Here is an 18,408-nt window from a genome sequence, read left to right as displayed (position 1 = left end):
AGTAGAATAAGCTATTCGTATTAAGATATTTTTATAATAAAAAACGCTTTCTTTTGGAAAGCGTCTCGTTTTATTTTGTTATGGTTTGTCTTCTATCTGGACCTACGGAGATAACTTTTATAGGAACTTCAACTTCTTTTTCAATGAATTCGATATATTCTTTTAGTTCAATTGGAAGTTCATCATAAGTAGTCATTCCTGTTAAATCAGCTTTCCAACCTTTCATAGTGGTGAAGATTGGTTCTACATTTTCAGGTTCGATATTATATGGTAAATGTTGAATTTCTTTTCCTTTGTATTTGTAACTTGTACAAATATCTAGTGTTTCGAAGCCTGAAAGTACATCACCTTTCATCATGTATAATTGGGTTACACCATTTACTTGAACGGCATATTTTAATGCAACAAGGTCTAACCAACCGCATCTTCTAGGACGGCCAGTAACCGCACCAAATTCGTTGCCTACTTTTGCCATTGTTTGTCCTTCTTCATTGAAAAGTTCTGTTGGAAATGGTCCGCTACCAACACGTGTTGTGTAAGCTTTGAAAATACCAAATACTTCTTTTACTCTATTTGGAGCAATTCCTAAACCTGTACAAGCACCTGCAGCAGTAGTTGTTGAAGAAGTTACAAATGGATAAGTTCCAAAATCTACATCTAATAGAGAACCTTGAGCTCCTTCAGCTAAAATAGATTTTCCTTCTTTTAAGGCTTTGTTTAAATATTCTTCACTGTCAATAAAAGTTAATTTTTTTAAATCTGCAATAGATTCAAAAAATTCTTCCTCCATTTCTTTTAAGTCATATTGTAAATCTACATCATAGAAAGCAATCATTGCTTCATGTTTATCTGCTAATGTTCTATAACGAAGTTTGAAATCTTCTAATTCAACATCACCAACACGTATTCCATTTCTACCTGTTTTGTCCATGTATGTTGGTCCGATACCTTTTAATGTAGAACCGATTTTTGCTTTTCCTTTAGAAGCTTCTGATGCAGCATCTAATAGCCTGTGTGTTGGTAAGATAAGATGTGCTTTTCTGGAAATAAATAATTTAGATTTTATATCCATATTAAATTTTTCAAGCCCTTCTAATTCTTTTTGGAAAACTACTGGGTCAATTACAACACCATTACCAATAATATTGATTGCATTTTTATGAAAAATTCCAGAAGGTATTGTTCTTAATACATGTTTAATTCCATCAAATTCTAAAGTATGTCCTGCATTTGGACCTCCTTGAAAGCGAGCAATTATATCATATTTTGAAGTTAATACATCGACGATTTTTCCTTTCCCTTCGTCACCCCATTGAAGCCCTAATAATAAATCTACGGTCATTTTAATGTTAGTTGTTTGTAGTTTAATCTTTGATTTTGTAGTTATTTATTCTGAAATTTTATTTTCTTTTTTTGTACCATAGAAATAGAGAGAATGTGTATGAATATCAATTCCAAACATATCTTCCATAGTTTGTTTAATTTGTTGAATTCTTGGATCACAGAACTCGATTACTTCACCTGTATCAGTCATAATAATATGATCATGTTGTTTGTCAAAGTATGATTTTTCGTAATGTGCTTGGTTTTGACCAAATTGATGACGACGAACTAGTCCACATTCTAAAAGTAATTCAATAGTATTGTAAAGTGTTGCTCTACTTACTCTATAATTTTTGTTTTTCATTTTGATATACAATGATTCTATATCAAAATGTTCTTTTGAATTGTAGATTTCTTGAAGAATAGCATAGCGTTCTGGAGTTTTACGATGCGCTTTTTCTTCAAGGTATTTAGTAAATACGTTTTTTACAATTTCTTGATTTTTATTGTTTTCCATTTGGTGAACTGAATAAACGCAAAGATAAGTAAACTTAGAGGTTAGTACCTAGAAGTTAAGATTTTTTTTTAACAATGAGTCTTGATAAGTCAAGAATTAGTAATGAATTTCAGATTTATTCAATCTTTTTTAAATCTAATTTTGATAAATTCGTGTTACTTTGTCAATTCCATCTACTTTTTTAATATTGTCTATTAAGCGTTTTAAAATGGTATTGTTAGGTACAATAACTGTTATTTTTCCATTAAAAACACCTGCTTTTCCACTTAATGCAATGTTTTCAATATTTACATGCATTTGATTTGAGATTACTTTGGTAAGTTCATTGGTTAATCCTAAAGTATCCATACCAGTAATATTTAACATGGCTCTAAATTCTTCTTGACTTGAGTCAATCCATTTTGCTGGAATAATTCGATAAGCATAATTGGATTGCAAACTAATTGCATTTGGACAATCTTTTCGATGTATTTTTATTCCTTCACTAATTGTTATAAAGCCAAATACATCATCACCAGGAATAGGATTACAACAAGTGGAAAGTTTGTAGTCTAGTTTTTCCTGTTCCAAACCAAAAACCAGCATATCATATTTCTTACTGATTTCGTTTCTTTCAATTTGCTCTGGTTTTACGGAAGCTGTTCTGTTGAATGGTTTTTTTAAAAAGTTAACTAAAGTATTACTTTTTTGTGCTGCGTAGTCTTTTAATTTTTGATTTTCTATGGCTCCAATACCAACTCTATAAAACAAATCTAAACTTGTTTGCAGTTTAAAAAAATTGACAAGTTCATTAGTGGTAGTTTCATTTAGAGTGATTTTTAAATGACGTAATTTTCGATTTAAAATTTCTTTACCATCTTCTGCAATTTTTTTGGTGTTTTCGTTTAATGAGTTTTTAATTTTATTTTTTGCTCTAGAAGTGGTTACATAATCTAACCATTGTATAGTTGGTTTTTGATTAGGTGAAGTTATAATTTCTACTTGATCACCACTATTAAGAACATAATTTAAAGGAACTAGTTTTCCATTTACTTTTGTACCTCTAGTTTTTGAACCTATATCGGTATGAATACTAAAAGCAAAATCTAGTGTTGTAGCACCTTTTGGTAATGATTTTAAATCTCCTTTTGGAGTAAAAATATAAATTTCTTTAGAGTATAAGTTCAGTTTAAAGTCTTCTACAAAATCGACTGCATTTGCTGCTTGGCTTTCCAAAGCTTCTTTTAATTGGTTTAACCAAATTTCTAAACCATGCTCTTCAGAGCCAACACCTTTGTATTTATAATGAGCCGCATATCCTTTTTCTGCAATTTCATCCATTCTTTCACTACGAACTTGAATTTCAACCCATCGTCCTTTTGGACCCATAACGGTTATGTGTAAGGCTTCATAACCTGTAGATTTTGGTGATGAAATCCAATCTCTTAAACGACTTGGACTGGGACGATAATGATCAGTTACTACTGAATATATTTTCCAAGCTAAGAATTTTTCATCGTGAGGATTTGATTTATAGATAATTCGAAGTGCAAATTTATCATATACTTCATCAAATGTAACGCCTTGAAGTCTCATTTTTCTACGAATCGAGTAAATTGATTTTGGACGACCTTTAATGGTAAAGTCAATTCCTTCATCATTTAAAGATTTAGATAAAACATCAGATATGGTTTTGATGTAGGCGTCTTGCTCTTGTTTAGTTTCTTTTATTTTTCCGACAATTTCTTGAAATACATCAGGCTCTGTATATTTTAAACCTAAATCTTCTAATTGTGTTTTTATGTTATATAATCCTAATCGATGTGCTAAAGGAGCATAAATGTATAAGGTTTCAGAAGCTATTTTGGCTTGTTTGTATTCAGCCATGCTGTCCATAGTTTGCATATTGTGCAATCTATCTGCAATTTTAATGAGAATTACACGTACATCATCATTTAAAGTTAAGAGCATTTTACGGAAATTTTCCGCTTGCATAGAAACGTCTTGATCAGTCTTTACTTTAGCTATTTTGGTTAATCCTTCTACTATTTTAGCAATATTAGGATTAAACATTTTTGATATATCATTGACCGTAATATCAGTATCTTCAACTACATCATGCATTAAAGCTGCAGCAATTGAAGTAGCACCTAAACCAATTTCTGAAGCAACAATTTTTGCAACAGCAATAGGGTGGAAGATGTAAGCTTCACCAGATTTTCTTCTTTGATCCTTGTGTGCATCTACAGCTACATCAAAGGCTTTTCGAATAAGTTTTTTATCTTCTGGTGTAAGTGTTTGATAACTAATGCGAAGTAACTCTTTGTACTCTTGAGCAATAGCTTTGTTTTCGGCTTCTAAATCAATTTCGGTCATAGGGCAACTTTATAACAGTTAAAGTTATGATAAAGTTATGGATTGTGCAATAGGAAAATTAGAAGTTAGAAATTAGAATTTAGAAGAGGATGTTAAAAGCTAAAAGTTGGAAAGAACGTAATGAATTTATTGGGTGAAAGATTTAATTTTTGTAATTGAATTTTTAAAACCCTCTTTGTCTTTTTGCTTCAAATAATACTATTGCAGCTGCGACTGAAACATTCATAGAATCTATTTCTCCTTGCATGGGAATGATGATGTTTTTTGTGCTTTCTTTTCTCCAAATTTCTGTTAAACCAGTAGCTTCAGTTCCTACTACTAATGCAGTAGGAGTGGTGTAGTCTTGTGAATGATAAGTTGTTGAGTCTTGTAAAGTAGCACTGTAAATAGCGATGTTATTTGCTTTTAGAAAAGCTATAGCTTCTTCAGAAGTAGCGGTTGCAATTTGTCTTGTAAATAAACAGCCTACGCTTGAACGTACAATATTTGGATTATATAAATCACTTTTTGGATTTGCAATAATTACTGCATCAATATTAGCTGCATCTGCTGTGCGAAGTAAAGCACCTACATTTCCTGGTTTTTCAGGTGCTTCAGCTACTAGAATTAAAGGATTTTCTGATAGCTTTAAATCAGATAATTGTAATGATTTCGCTTTGGCTATAGCCAAAATTCCTTCGGTTGTATCGCGATATGCTAATTTTTGATACACTTCTTTAGATATTTCTATCTTCTCAGTTTCATTTGAAAGAATAAATTGGTTTAGTTCTTTTTCTGAAACAAGTTCTGGTAAAAATAAAATGGTTGTTATTTCATAATTACCTTTTACAGCTAATTCCATTTCGCGTTTTCCTTCAATAAGAAAAGTGCCTGTTTGCTTTCGGGTTTTAGCTTTTTCTTGTAATTGAACTAACGATTTAATAAATGGATTTTGTACTGAGGTGATTTGTTTCATCGAAAATGAATTAATTGGTAGCAAAATTACAAAAGTTATTCTGTTTTTAACGAGTATTGTATAAAGGAAAAAACTCACAACAGATTATGTTGTGAGATTTTTTTATTTGTTACAAAAGAGTTTACTCTTTAGCCTGAGCTTCAAATTTCTCTTTGTATCGATTGTAAAGTTCTGTTTGATGACTTTCTAAACTAATAGAACGACCATCAATGAAAGCCACACTAACCTCATTTGTACTGATGTCTAATGCATCTCCTTCAGAAATGAATAGGGTAGCGCTTTTTCCAGTTTCTAAAGTTCCATAATTAGCATCAATTCCTAAAATTTTGGCAGTATTTGATGTGATTAGCTGTAAAGCTCTTTCTTTATCCATTCCCCAAGCAGCACAAGTTCCAGCATAAAAAGGTAAGTTTCTAATTTGCATGCGCTCCATATCACCTGCATTTTGAAGACCAATTAAAATACCTGCATCGTCTAATAATTTTGCATTTTTATAAGGTAAATTTACATCCTCATCTTCTAATAATGGTAAATCGTGTACACGTCTTAATAAAACAGAAACATTATTCTCTTTTAATAAGGAAACATTTTTAAAAGCATAATAACCACCTACAATGGTCATTTTACTAATGTTATTTTTCTTTTTAAATAAAATAGCATCTACAATTTCTTTTTCTCCATCAACATGAATAAAAAGGCTTTTGCTTCCTGTATCTAGTCCTTTCATTGCTTCATAAGGGATATCTCTCACAGTAGTATTTGTACTTAAATAAGCCTTAGCATCATTATAAAAATCTTGGATTTCGGTAATTTGTTTGTCATAATTTTTATTTGGTTCAATTCCTCCTGGTTCTGCCCACCATCCAGCACGTGAAAAACTTTTTGGCCAATTTAGATGAATACCATCATTTTCTTTTACAATAGCATCTTCCCAGTTCCAAGCATCAAGTTGAACTATTGATGAGGTTCCAGAAATTCTTCCACCTCTTGGAGCAATTTGTGCTAGTAAAACACCGTTTGGTCTTGCAGCTTCTACTAAACCTGATTCGGTGTTATAAGCGATGATACTTCTTATATGAGGATTCATTTCACCCATTTCATTTTCATCATCGGAAGCTTTTACCGCATCAACTTCTACTAATCCTAGAGTTGCATTAGCTCCAATAAATCCTGGATAAATATGTTTCTTAGATGCATCAATATAAATATCGTGTTTTTCTGGTTTTACATTCGTTCCATCTGCAATCATGGCTATTTTGCCTTCTTTGATTGAAATAATACTGTTTTCTATTACTTTTCCATTTCCAAGATGTGCTTTTCCGCCTGTAATTAAAATGCTCTTAGTTTGTTGTGGAGCAGGAGTTTGTTGGCTAAAAGCAAAACAACTTAGGAATAATATGATTATATATTTTTTCATATGTAAATATTTATTGTTTTTTAAAAATCATATGGCATCGCTTTATTTTTATTAGTGTTTGCTTTCTACAAACTTTTTGTTAATAGCGATTTCATATGTTTTCTTAATTTAGAAGATTATTGATATTTTGCATGAGAAACGACACAATTTTCACCTAAAGTATCACAATGATAATGACCCACATCTTTTTTCTTAGGAGCTTGTGTTTTTAATCCTTTATTTTTAGCTTCCAATAGATTGTTGGTTAATTCATTACGCTGTTTTTGAATAGTTGCTAATGTTGCTGCTTCTTTCTCTAAGTCATAGAAAATGATGCCATCAACAATTGTTTTTTCTGCTTTAGCATAAATCGATAACGGATTTGCAGTCCATAATACAATGTCAGCATCTTTGCCTACTTTAATACTTCCTATTTTATCATCTACTTGTAATAATTTAGCTGGATTTAAAGTCACAAATTTCCATGCTTCTTCTTCAGAAACATTGCCATATTTTACTGCTTTTGCTGCTTCTTGGTTTAAGCGTCTCGACATTTCTGCATCATCCGAATTGATTGAAACTACAACACCTTGTCCATTCATTAATGCTGCGTTGTATGGAATAGCATCTTTTACTTCATATTTATAACCCCACCAATCGGCAAAAGTAGAACCACCAACACCGTGAGCAGCCATTTTATCGGCTACTTTGTATCCTTCTAGGATATGTGTGAATGTTTGAATCTTGAAATTATAACGTTCTGCTAGTTTCATTAACATATTAATCTCTGATTGCACATAAGAGTGACAAGTTATAAAACGTTTTTTATCTAGAATTTGTCCTAAAACTTCCATTTCAATATCAAAACGTGGAGCCACTTTATTTTTGACTTTACTAGTATTGTATGCTGTCCATTCTTTTTTGTATTCTAATGCACGAGAGAAATAATCTTCATATACTTGTTCTACACCCATTCTAGTTTGAGGGAAACGACCGCTTCCCCAGTTGGATTGTTTTACGTTTTCACCTAAGGCAAATTTGATGTATTTTGGAGCTTCTTTTACTAACATCTCATCTGGTGTGTAACCCCATTTTAATTTAATGAACGCTGCTCGTCCACCAATAGGATTTGCTGAACCGTGTAATAAATTTGCCGAAGTAACTCCGCCTGATAAATTTCTGTAAATATTAATATCATCTGAGTTTACTACATCTTCAATAGTTACTTCTGCCGAAGAGTTTTGACCTCCTTCATTTACTCCTTTTGAAATAGCAATGTGTGAATGCTCATCTATAATTCCTGCTGTCAGATGTTTTCCTGTTGCATCTACAATTTTTGCATTTGGCACAGAAAGGTTTTTACCTATTTGTGCTATTTTTCCGTTTTGGATTAATACATCGGTTTCTGTTAAATTTCCTTCTTTTTCTCCTGTCCAAACGGTTGCATTCTTAAATAGAATGGTTTCTTGTGTAGGTTTTACAGCATTTCCGTAGGCAATATTTGGATAGGTTACTGGAATCATTTCTGGAACTTTAGGTTCGTCTTTTTTCTCCTCTTTTTTCTCCTCTTTTTTCTCTTCTTTCTTTTCAGCAGTTTCTTTTTTAATTGCTGTCCAAGAAGTTTCTGTTCCGTTTTCTAAAACGGCTTTTCCTTCTAAAGTAGTTTTATTTTTAATTCCTGTTAATCTGTAATAGGAATTTGTAATTGTATCTTTTGTTTTGATAACTAAAGTTAGCCAAGGTTCTTTATAGGTTAATTTTGTACCATAGTTAATACTATCTTTACTCGTTTTAGCTTCTAATTTATCTAATTCACCAGAAATGCTTAGGTCAAAAGTTTGATTAGCAAATGTTAAGTTGTAATCGCCACGAATATCCTCAATATCCATTTTGTCAACTATATTTCTGTTGCCTTGTACCCAATTTTCATGAATAGTACTCTTTTCTTCAAAAATATCTCCAGAAACGATTAAGAAATTGGCCAACGAGCCTTTATTTAATGATCCTATTAATGCTGATTGATTTAAGATTTTTGCAGGTGTTTCCGTTAAAGCTGCTAGCGCTTTTTCTTTGGGTAAACCATATAAAACCGTTTTTCTTAAATTGTCTAAGAAATCTTTTGCTTTTTTATTATCACTAGCTGTTAAAACAAAATTGATATTGTTTTCTGCTAAAATTTTTAGATTGAAAGGAGCTTGATTCCAAAATTTCATATCACTTAAACTCACTTGTTGTGCGAGATAAGGATCTGAAACATCATAAGCTTCTGGAAAATCTAAAGGAATGATGTAGGTAGCATTTGTTTTTTTAATTTCTTCTATTTTTTCAAATTCGTCTCCATTTCCTTTGATGATATAGTTAATACCAAATTCTTTTCCTATTTTACTAGCTCTTAGCTTGTTTAGAATATCACCTGCATCAAAAATCTGGATTAAATTTCTATTAGCATTAAAGTTTTCTAAAGATAAATCTTTTGTTTTTGAATTTCCATTGGCATACCATTTCGCATCATGATAAACTTGACGAATTAGAGCCATACTACCCATTAAAGAAGAAGGATAACTTTGATTACTTAACTTACTTTTAGTAAAAGAGAAATGTTGGGAAACTTTTGTATTTAAAATACGTTTTGCATTATTATCGGTATCGTTTAAAGTCCATAATAAACCTGTTCCAGCAATTATTCCATCATTTGAATGACTTACGACTGTACCAAAACCTATTTCACGTAGTAAATTTGCGGCTTTATCATCATATTTTAAGTTTTCATACGCATTATATTCTGGTTTAATGTGATCGTTCCAGTAATAACCTTCTCTTGAAGAATCATATTGGGTTGCAAAACCTTTTCTTGGTGTTGGTTGGGGTTTATCGATACCAAATTCGCTGTAAATATCAATGAATGACGGATAAATAGTTTTGCCAGTCGCATTGATAATTGTTGCGTTTTTAGGCACAACAACCAAAGTTCCAACTTCTATTACTTTTCCATCTTTAAATAAAAGAGTAGCTTTTTCTAGTTTTTGTGAAGAAGAGACATAAATAGTTGCATTTGTAATAGCAACATGATTCTTAAAAGATTGTTTTACGCCATCATTTTTAGGAAAATAGTCTTGTGCATTTCCAAAAAAAGAGACAAATAAAACAACCAATAACGTACAAATTCTCATATAGGTGTTTTTGGTTAGGTTTGTTAATGCGCTAAATATAGGAAGAATTACGTTTTACTATAATGATGCCTTTTGAATTTTAGATTTTTTTAACGTTTGTGTGAGCTTTTATTTTTTGTGAATAGTAATGAAAAATCATTCGTCTACAGAAACGGTTAAGTGAACGACAGTACTTTTTAGTTTTATCTAAAATTATTTTCTTATTAATGCTGATGTTATAGTTTTACTATATAATTAAGATATTAAATTTTTGAAAGAGATATGATGCCTACTGTTTTTGAGTAATTTTTTTTATAGTTTTTATAGTTTTTATAGTTTTTTTGTTTGCCCTCGCTTTAGTTGTAGCGAGGGTTTTTTATTGGATTATATGTGTTTTAATTGTGATTTAATCTTTTATTTTCTTTTGAATTTGTTGTTCTTAATGGTTTAAGGTTTCTAATTGTAATTTATACTTCTCAATTATCAATACATTATTTTGATTGCTATCTCTCAAAGCTTTTTGACCGAAGAACACTTCCTAATTCTTTGCTATAATCTTTTGTCATTTCTAAATAGTTTGATAAATGTAAAGCTAGAATTGTTGCCTTTCTTTTTTTTGTTCTTTTATTTCTTTAGCAGAAAGTGTATTGATTTTATTAGCTTCTTGAACATAAGATAACATTTCTGCAAGTTGTATCATTGCTTGTTGAGGTAAGCCTATTTTTTCCAATTCAAATAGGGAATAATGACTTCTTGTATAACGCCTAGAAGTTCTCTTATTTTCTTCTTGTCTTCATCTTTTTTCATAATTGTAGCAATTTTTAAAATTATTTCATTTTGCTACAATTTGTGTAGCATTTTTTTTAAAACAAAATTTTTGCTACAACTTTTGTAGCAATTTATGATTTTGATTAAAATTGCTACAAAGAATGGTTTAAACAACAAATCCTATTATTGAGGATAATAGGATTTGTTGTTTTTATCGCAGGAACGGAAGATTTTTCGCATTCACATTGCTTTTAAACCATTGATTTGTTACAATAAGTTGCTTTTTCAAAATCTCTAATATTGATTGAAATAATTGGAACGTTTGGAAACATTACTTTCAATTCAGTAATAATTCTTTCAGAAAGGTTCTTTTTTTGAGAAACAGTTCGTCCTTCCATTATATTGGCGAAAATGTGAATGAAATCATCTTTTGTATTTCCGATATTGTAATATTCAAAAGGGTTAATTCTTACTTTAATATCTCCTTTATCAAAAAGATTAGTTGATTCAGCAGTATCATACACTTTCTGAATAATTTCTTTTGGAGATTTTATTTTTATGATATTTTCAGAACAGTCAATTACAAAATGTGGCATAGTTATTTTTATTTAGTTTTTGATTTAAATGTTAGGTAAATGTTTTTAGAATTTGTGAGATTGCGGGCTAAAGAAACTGAAATTAAAACACTACTCAAAGATACGAAACCATCTTTAAATTAAGTATAAAAATGTAATCATGGAGAATTCTTTTTGGTAGATTGTTTTTACATTTCTATAATTTTTGCTTTCAAAATTTTTTCTAAATCTTTTTTACTTTTTTTACTTTCGACTTTAAAACCTAAAGAAACTAAAACTACTCCAAATAGTAACATAAAAAAAGGAGTGAACATAAAGTATGTACCTTCTGAATTTAAATCATTTTTGAAAATTAAATTATATGATATTACTAAACAACCAACCAAAACGCCACTTAACCAAATTATCATAAAAACTTTTACGATTTCAATAAGATTCATTTTTACAGTTATTTTAGAACCATTTAAATCATCTTTGATCTCTCCTTTTATTTGAGGTAAAAAAGAATTTCTATAGTTTATGGCTCTCTTGATTTCAAATGAATCATTGTAGATTTTACCAATATAAGGTTTGGAATATATAAATTTATTAGCTCTAAAACTAAAAGGTTTTTCAGCTTCAATTTCATTTTGTAAATGCACTAAAAGTTCGTCTTTCGGTAATGTTGAACGATAAACTAATTTTTCAAAGGGTAATATTTTTTTAATCATCTATTTTTAAGTTGCTTATCAGGAAATGGTATTAATTTATTTCTATTGGTTCAACATTGAATTCTATAATTTTTTTAATTCTTTTTTCATTTTGTTCAACCAAAATGGCTGTCAACTTACACATATACTTAGTTTTTTGCTATTTTTTTAATAGAATTTAGTGATTGAAAATGAAAAAGAGTATCAATATATTCTTTAAACTCTTACTAAATAAATTTGTTCTACTAGGAGCAATTAAATTCTCATTTATGAAATCTAGTATTCTATTTTTTATTATTTAATTCATTTACAAAATCCCTCTTGCTTTAATTTCAAGATATTTGTTGATGGTGTCTAATGTAAGATGCTCTGGTTGTGTTAAAACAGAGTAGATACCATATTTTCTGAGCTCATTTACGATTAATCGTTTTTCGAATGCGAATTTTTCAGCGATGACTTTGTCATAAATTTCTTGAACGGTTTCTGCCTTTTTTTCGATTAAATCGTTTAACTCTGTATTGTTGAAGAAAACGATTACTAATAAATGGTTTTTAGCAATTCCTTTTAAATAAGGTAATTGTCGGTGTAAAGCGTCTAAGGTTTCAAAATTGGTATACAACATAATCAAACTTCTATGATTAATGTGTTTTTTGATGTCTACATACAAACGACTGTAATCGCTTTCAAAGAAATCGGTTTTAATATTGTATAAGCTTTCCATAATGTTTTGCATTTGGCTTTGCCTTTTTTCGGCTACCACACGGTTTTCTACTTTTTTGGAAAACGTGAACATTCCAGCTTTGTCTTGTTTTTTGATAATAACATTGGATAAAACCAAAGTAGCATTAATAGCATAATCTAATAAACTCAATCCATTAAAAGGCATTTTCATTACACGACCTTTATCGATTGCCATATAAACGTTTTGCGATTTTTCATCTTGGAATTGGTTTACCATTAATTGGTTACGCTTAGCCGTTGCTTTCCAGTTTATGGTACGAATGTCATCTCCTTGTACATATTCTTTTATTTGCTCAAATTCCATGGTGTGACCAATACGTCTAATTTTTTTTAATCCATATTGGAATAAATTGTTTGAAAAAGCCATTAAATCATACTTTCGTAATTGAATGTATGAAGGGTAAGTGGGTACCATTTGATTTTTATTAAAGGTATATCGTTTTGCAATTAATTGTAAAGGAGAAATTGCATAGAAATTTACACTTCCAAAGAAATATTCTCCTCGTTCTGTAGGGCGAAGGAAATATTGGTATTCATCAGTAGACGAAGCTTTTATTTTTCTTTTTACTTCAAAATTACGTTGTTGAAATTGAAACGGAATTTCGTCTATAATTTTAGCGTGAATAGGGAAAGTATATTTGTTTTTTACTTTAATTACAATAGAATTTTCATCACCATTTGATAATTTTTCTGGAGTAATTCTTGTGGCTTCAATTTTATTGCCAAAACCAAATAATAATAAAACATCTATTGCTGTAAAAACTAGAAGTACATACAATAAATACCAACAGGCATTATAAAATAGGGGAAACAAGTAAGCAACTACAAATAGGAAAATGATTCCCATGAGGCAATAAAAAAAGAAATTATTGAGGTATAGTTGTTTGAAAAATTGTTTCATTCTTTGGAAATACTTATAATGTTTTCGATACTTTTTGTTGTTTTATTATCTAGGAATTTCTACAGAATCGATAATTTGTTTGATGATTACTGTACTTGTAACTCCTTCCATTTCACGTTCTGGTGTAACTACCACTCGATGCTGTAAAACAGGAATTGCTGCTTCTTTAATATCTTCAGGAGTTACAAAATCACGGTTTTTAAGTGCTGCAAAACCTTTGGCTGCATTTAAAATAGCAATTGAAGCTCTTGGAGATGCTCCTAAATACAAAAATGGATTTTCACGAGTATTCAATACTATTTTTGCAATATATTCTACTAAATGAGGTTCGATTAAAATTTGTTTTACGAGTCCTTGGAAATTAAGAATATTACTCTTCTCAATTACTTTTGCAATGCTAGCTAGTTTATCATTGTTTTGCAATTCGTTTTCTTTTTGAAGAATTGCAATTTCTTCAGCTAAATTAGGATATTCTATATTAATTTTAAAAAGAAAACGGTCTAATTGTGCTTCTGGCAAACGGTATGTACCTTCTTGTTCAATGGGATTTTGAGTCGCGATTACTAAAAACGGTAAGTCTAGTTTATAGGTGTTTCCATCTGTTGTAATTTGACGTTCTTCCATAACTTCAAACAAAGCGGCTTGTGTTTTTGCAGGTGCACGGTTAATTTCGTCAATTAAAACAAAATTTGAAAAGACAGGTCCTTTTTTGAATTCGAAAGTAGATTTTGATAAATCAAATACTGAAGTTCCAATGATATCAGAAGGCATTAAATCTGGTGTGAACTGAATACGACTGAAATCGAGACTTAATGTTCGTGAAAGTAGTTTTGCTGTAATGGTTTTTGCTACACCAGGAACACCTTCAAGTAATACATGACCATTGGAAAGCACAGCTACTAATAATTGGTCTATCATTTTTGACTGTCCTACAATTACTTTAGCAATTTCTGCTCTTACTTGGTTCACACTTTCTTGTAATGGAGCTAAGTTTAAACGGGTTTGAAAATTTACATCTTCATTTGTACTATCAACAGCATTTTCAATTGATTGTTCGATTTGATTTTCAGCTGTATTTTCGTTTAGGTTTTCGTTTTCTGTATTTTCGAAATTATTTTCCATATCTTTTCTTATTTCTTATTCTTTATTTCTGTGTTCTCTTGATTATATATTCAACGTTTCCAAAGCATTATTGAATGTTATTAAATCTTTCTCTGTGCTTTCTAATTGGTTTCTATATTTTTTAATGAGCTGAACAATATTTTCAATTTCTGTTTTACTTTTTCCCGTTTTTTGATGCAAACGATTAACAAAAGTTTCGTTTAAATCAAAAGTATCCACAAGATATTCGTTTCTAACTTTTTCTAGGAAAAATTTTATTTTTTTATTAATAATGTCTTGATGATTTCCTTCTTGATAATATAAATTTCCAATTGTCTTTGTAAAATCTACTGTTGTATTTTTTAAAGGCTCAATTATAGGTATAACACGCTGTTTTCTTTTTGCATTAAAGAACATAAAAACAATCATACTAATTATAGCAATTTTCCATGCCCAATTTAAGGCAGGTTGGCTAAAAATATAGCCCATTTTACTCTTTATTTGGTTGCGACTGTCTTCTAAATACCAAAAAACATTTTCATCATCTATGTAGGAAAGTACTTGTTCTACATACTCATGATTATTCTTTTTTAGTAGATAATAATTGGTAAAAGAAACAGGTTGGGTGTGCAGATAAAAATAACCATTTACATGTGGAATACGAATAAAATTAACAACAGAATCTTTTGTGCCATTTCTTTGGTGACCCAAAATTTTAGTTTTTGTAGAATCAAAATCGGTGAAATAGACATTGTCTGTACCTTTAAGATAGCTGAATTCCTTATTTTTTTCTACTGATAAATAGAGCGAATCTGAAAAAATATTGCTGTATGCATAATTGAAATTTAATGTGTCCCTAAATTTTAAAGGAAAACTAGTGGCACTTATAAATGCAGTGTTTCCATGTGATACAAAATATAATATTTCTTGAGCCGATTCATCATCAATATTTGATGACCCATCTATATACATAACCGTTCCTTGAGTAGTGTAAGTACTATCTTCATAAGAATATTTAGGATCTAAAAATTCGTAAGGAGTTACTCCAAAACGTTCTAATTTTTGTTGGCCGAAAAGACTATCTATTTCATTATTAAGTACAAATAATCCAAATGGAATTTTATCTTTAGCACTGAAACTTGGAGTCCAATTTACGGGTTTTGGTTTATTTGCATCTAAAGTGATTATCCCTATTAGAATAAGCACTAGAATGAAAATATATATTTTAATACTTTTTGGCATTGTTACTTATTTGCTATTGTTTTTAAAAAAGCAACTTCTGCTTTTGAAAAATCTTTTTCATTAATTTCAAATTCTCCATACCAACTATAATCGTAGATATATGATAAATATTTGAAATTCTCTTTTAAACTAGGAGATTGAATTTCATATAAATAATCGGAATTTGTTTTTTCAATATCCCATTCAATGATTTCTTTATCGGAAAGTGATTTTAATAACCATAAATAATAATAACGAATGGTTAATCTATATTCTTTATCGGCTTTAGTATTTTTTATGATGTCTTTAAAATCTATAGTATGAATGTTTTCTTCCACCATTTCTGCAACAGTAATTTTCTTTTTCTTTTTACCAAAAATCCATTTTCCTTCTTTAGTAATAATTACTCTTACAATTAAATAGATGACAAAAGCGATTATAATAAAAGAAATAATTTTCATAAAAATTTCAAATCCTGATAATGGATTTTCACCATCTCCAAAGTCGAATAACCGTTCTAGAAAATCACCTACAGCATTCCAAAAACGATCCCAAGCTGTTGATTGTTTTGAATCTATAGTAGTTTCATATTTAAAATCGTTGTTATTGTATTTGCCTTTAAAATTGGGATTAAAATGTTTTGGATTCACTACTTCTTCAAAAATTTCTTCTGAATATAATGAATCTGATGGTTCGACAGATTGTGCGTTTTGCTCTAATTCATAGTCATAGGTAATGCTATTGGATTGAGCAAACCCAAAAAGAGTAAAAAAGAAAAGTATTATATAAAGAAATTTATTCACTGTCTGAACCTATTAAATCGATGTCACTTTTTATAGAAATATTTTCTTTCTCATCCGTAATACTATAAAAAATGATTCCTTGATTAACAAAAACGATATTTTGTAGCGTATAATTAGAAATAGTAGAGATAACCATTATAGCTGAAGCGAGAATGCTTAAAGTAGAAAAAGCTTCAGTTTGGTCTGAATTTGCGTTTGTGTCAACAAACATTAATCCTAACCCTATGAAATATGGAATTAAAGTGAATATGCTTAAAATAATATAAAAAATTATATACATAATCATGGTTGAACCTACTATAGGCCAGAATTTTGACTTTAATAATTCGAATCCATTTCCTACTGATTTTAGATAATTGTTTTCAGTTGTAATGTAATCGTAATAACTTAATTTCATCCAACTTACAAGTGCTGGACCAATAATTATCATAAGAGGAAAGCCAATAATGATCATCATTAGTAAAACTAATAATAGCATTACAATTGTAATAATAGGAACAAAAACTAATAATGAGGCTAAGAAAAAGAGTATCGTTTTACCCAATTTTTCTTTCATTAAGTTAATGATATTTTGCGTTGTAATTTCACTTTTTGTACCTACTAATTTTAAATAGCTAATAGGATAGGAATAATTGATTAAACTTACAATGATAATTAAAACAAAAGACACTAATCCTAGACTTATGAATAATGGAATATTGTTCATTAAATCGTTTAAAATGTTATTTGTGTTTGGATTTATAGCTACCATGGACGAAAAAACAACATCCATATATACTTTGGTTAAGAAATAAATGCAAACCACTAAAACAAGTAGTAATGGTCCGTTTATAATAAAATAGTTTTTAAAATAATTTTTACCTTCAAGTTTTAAGAATTCAAAAGTATCGCTTATGAACTCACTAAAACCTCTTTTTTTGTATAATTGAAACATAACTATTTTTTTGTTTTTTTATGAACTAGGAATGGATAAACTAAATAATAAAAGCTAATCATTGCCAGTGTAGTTAAAATAATTCCAACACTTAAAAAAATAGGCATATCTATAGAATATCGTGTAATAAATCCTTCTAGAAAACCTGCTATTATGGTAAAAGGCATAGTGCTTAGAAATATTTTAAAAGTATTTTTGAATCCAATTTTGAAAGAATTAAATCTAGAAAAAGTTTTTGGGAATAAAATACTTGCTCCAAGAGCAAATCCTGCACCCGCTTCTATAACCATGGCAAATATTTCCATAGAGCCATGAATCCAAATACCTCGAACACTTTCCCAAAACACATCTTGTTGATAGAATAGTGTTTGAAAAGAGCCGAGCCTGATGCAATTTTCAAAGAAGAAATAAAAGGTGCCAATGCCAAGAAATATTCCGGAGAAATAAAACATAGCACCAACTTTTAAATTATTCCAAGTAATGCCAATATAACTTCCCCAATTAGTACTACTCTTATAAACAGCAACAGGATTACCTTCTTTTATGTTCTCAAGTGACATATTAACATAGTCATCACTTAATACTAAACGTGCAAAAGTATCATCTTTTAAAGTTGAAACTACTCCTATAGAAGTTAAAACTATAAAAAATAAAAAGGCATACAATATATACCTTTGGTATTCATAGACTAAAAGAGGAACTTCGGTTTTAAAAAAATATAATAAACGATTTGTATCTTCTCTTTTAGTTTTATAAATTTTTTGGTACGTTTGTGAAGCTAAATAATTAAGATAGACAACTGTCTTGCTTTTTGAATAGTAAGTTTGTGCATACGCTAAATCATTAACCAAATGAATGTATAGACTAGCTAATTCATCAGGATTTTTTTTAGATTTACCAAAAATTGCTTGCTCAAATTCAAGCCATTTTTCTTTATTTTGCTTAATAAATGCTACTTCTCTCATGAAGTGCTAAAATAA

Annotated in this window: 14 protein-coding genes; all 14 read right to left on the bottom strand. The window is 29.7% G+C overall.

The window, feature by feature from the left end; genetic code table 11:
* Positions 1-70: 70 nt before the first annotated feature.
* Positions 71-1,342: an adenylosuccinate synthase gene (locus ACULEV_RS10940; protein WP_445455093.1), complete on the bottom strand. Its 1,272-nt coding sequence runs from the start codon at positions 1,340-1,342 to the stop codon at positions 71-73.
* Between the two features lie 45 nt (positions 1,343-1,387).
* A complete protein-coding gene (locus ACULEV_RS10935; RefSeq protein ID WP_445455092.1) occupies positions 1,388-1,840 on the bottom strand; it encodes a Fur family transcriptional regulator in 453 nt (150 codons plus the stop codon).
* Between the two features lie 135 nt (positions 1,841-1,975).
* Positions 1,976-4,195: a RelA/SpoT family protein gene (locus ACULEV_RS10930; RefSeq protein ID WP_445455091.1), complete on the bottom strand. Its 2,220-nt coding sequence runs from the start codon at positions 4,193-4,195 to the stop codon at positions 1,976-1,978.
* A gap of 163 nt (positions 4,196-4,358) precedes the next feature.
* Positions 4,359-5,150, bottom strand: coding sequence for a TrmH family RNA methyltransferase (locus tag ACULEV_RS10925; protein ID WP_445455090.1), 792 nt, complete (start codon positions 5,148-5,150; stop codon positions 4,359-4,361).
* 121 nt (positions 5,151-5,271) lie between these two features.
* Positions 5,272-6,567: an amidohydrolase family protein gene (locus ACULEV_RS10920; RefSeq protein ID WP_445455089.1), complete on the bottom strand. Its 1,296-nt coding sequence runs from the start codon at positions 6,565-6,567 to the stop codon at positions 5,272-5,274.
* A gap of 116 nt (positions 6,568-6,683) precedes the next feature.
* Positions 6,684-9,716, bottom strand: coding sequence for an amidohydrolase family protein (locus ACULEV_RS10915; protein WP_445455088.1), 3,033 nt, complete (start codon positions 9,714-9,716; stop codon positions 6,684-6,686).
* A 998-nt stretch (positions 9,717-10,714) separates the two neighbouring features.
* On the bottom strand, positions 10,715-11,059 hold the full coding sequence (locus tag ACULEV_RS10910; RefSeq protein ID WP_445455087.1) for a 5-carboxymethyl-2-hydroxymuconate Delta-isomerase: 345 nt from the start codon (positions 11,057-11,059) through the stop codon (positions 10,715-10,717).
* Between the two features lie 167 nt (positions 11,060-11,226).
* Positions 11,227-11,748: a hypothetical protein gene (locus ACULEV_RS10905; RefSeq protein ID WP_445455086.1), complete on the bottom strand. Its 522-nt coding sequence runs from the start codon at positions 11,746-11,748 to the stop codon at positions 11,227-11,229.
* A gap of 286 nt (positions 11,749-12,034) precedes the next feature.
* Complete coding sequence (locus tag ACULEV_RS10900) at positions 12,035-13,369, bottom strand: DUF58 domain-containing protein (RefSeq protein ID WP_445455085.1); 1,335 nt, start codon at positions 13,367-13,369, stop codon at positions 12,035-12,037.
* 45 nt (positions 13,370-13,414) lie between these two features.
* Entirely contained in the window at positions 13,415-14,416 is a 1,002-nt protein-coding gene (locus ACULEV_RS10895; protein ID WP_445458541.1) for an AAA family ATPase, read from the bottom strand.
* 117 nt (positions 14,417-14,533) lie between these two features.
* Complete coding sequence (locus ACULEV_RS10890; protein WP_445455084.1) at positions 14,534-15,712, bottom strand: DUF4350 domain-containing protein; 1,179 nt, start codon at positions 15,710-15,712, stop codon at positions 14,534-14,536.
* 2 nt (positions 15,713-15,714) lie between these two features.
* Positions 15,715-16,494, bottom strand: coding sequence for a DUF4129 domain-containing protein (locus ACULEV_RS10885; protein WP_445455083.1), 780 nt, complete (start codon positions 16,492-16,494; stop codon positions 15,715-15,717).
* On the bottom strand, positions 16,487-17,428 hold the full coding sequence (locus ACULEV_RS10880; protein WP_445455082.1) for a hypothetical protein: 942 nt from the start codon (positions 17,426-17,428) through the stop codon (positions 16,487-16,489). Before ACULEV_RS10880 ends, ACULEV_RS10885 begins: the two co-directional genes overlap by 8 nt.
* A gap of 2 nt (positions 17,429-17,430) precedes the next feature.
* The gene (locus ACULEV_RS10875; protein WP_445455081.1) at positions 17,431-18,393 is read right to left on the bottom strand and encodes a stage II sporulation protein M; all 963 of its coding nucleotides are present in this window, start codon (positions 18,391-18,393) and stop codon (positions 17,431-17,433) included.
* Positions 18,394-18,408: the final 15 nt, after the last annotated feature.

Source organism: Flavobacterium sp. HNIBRBA15423 (assembly GCF_052655965.1).
This window is presented reverse-complemented; position numbering and strand designations above follow the sequence as displayed.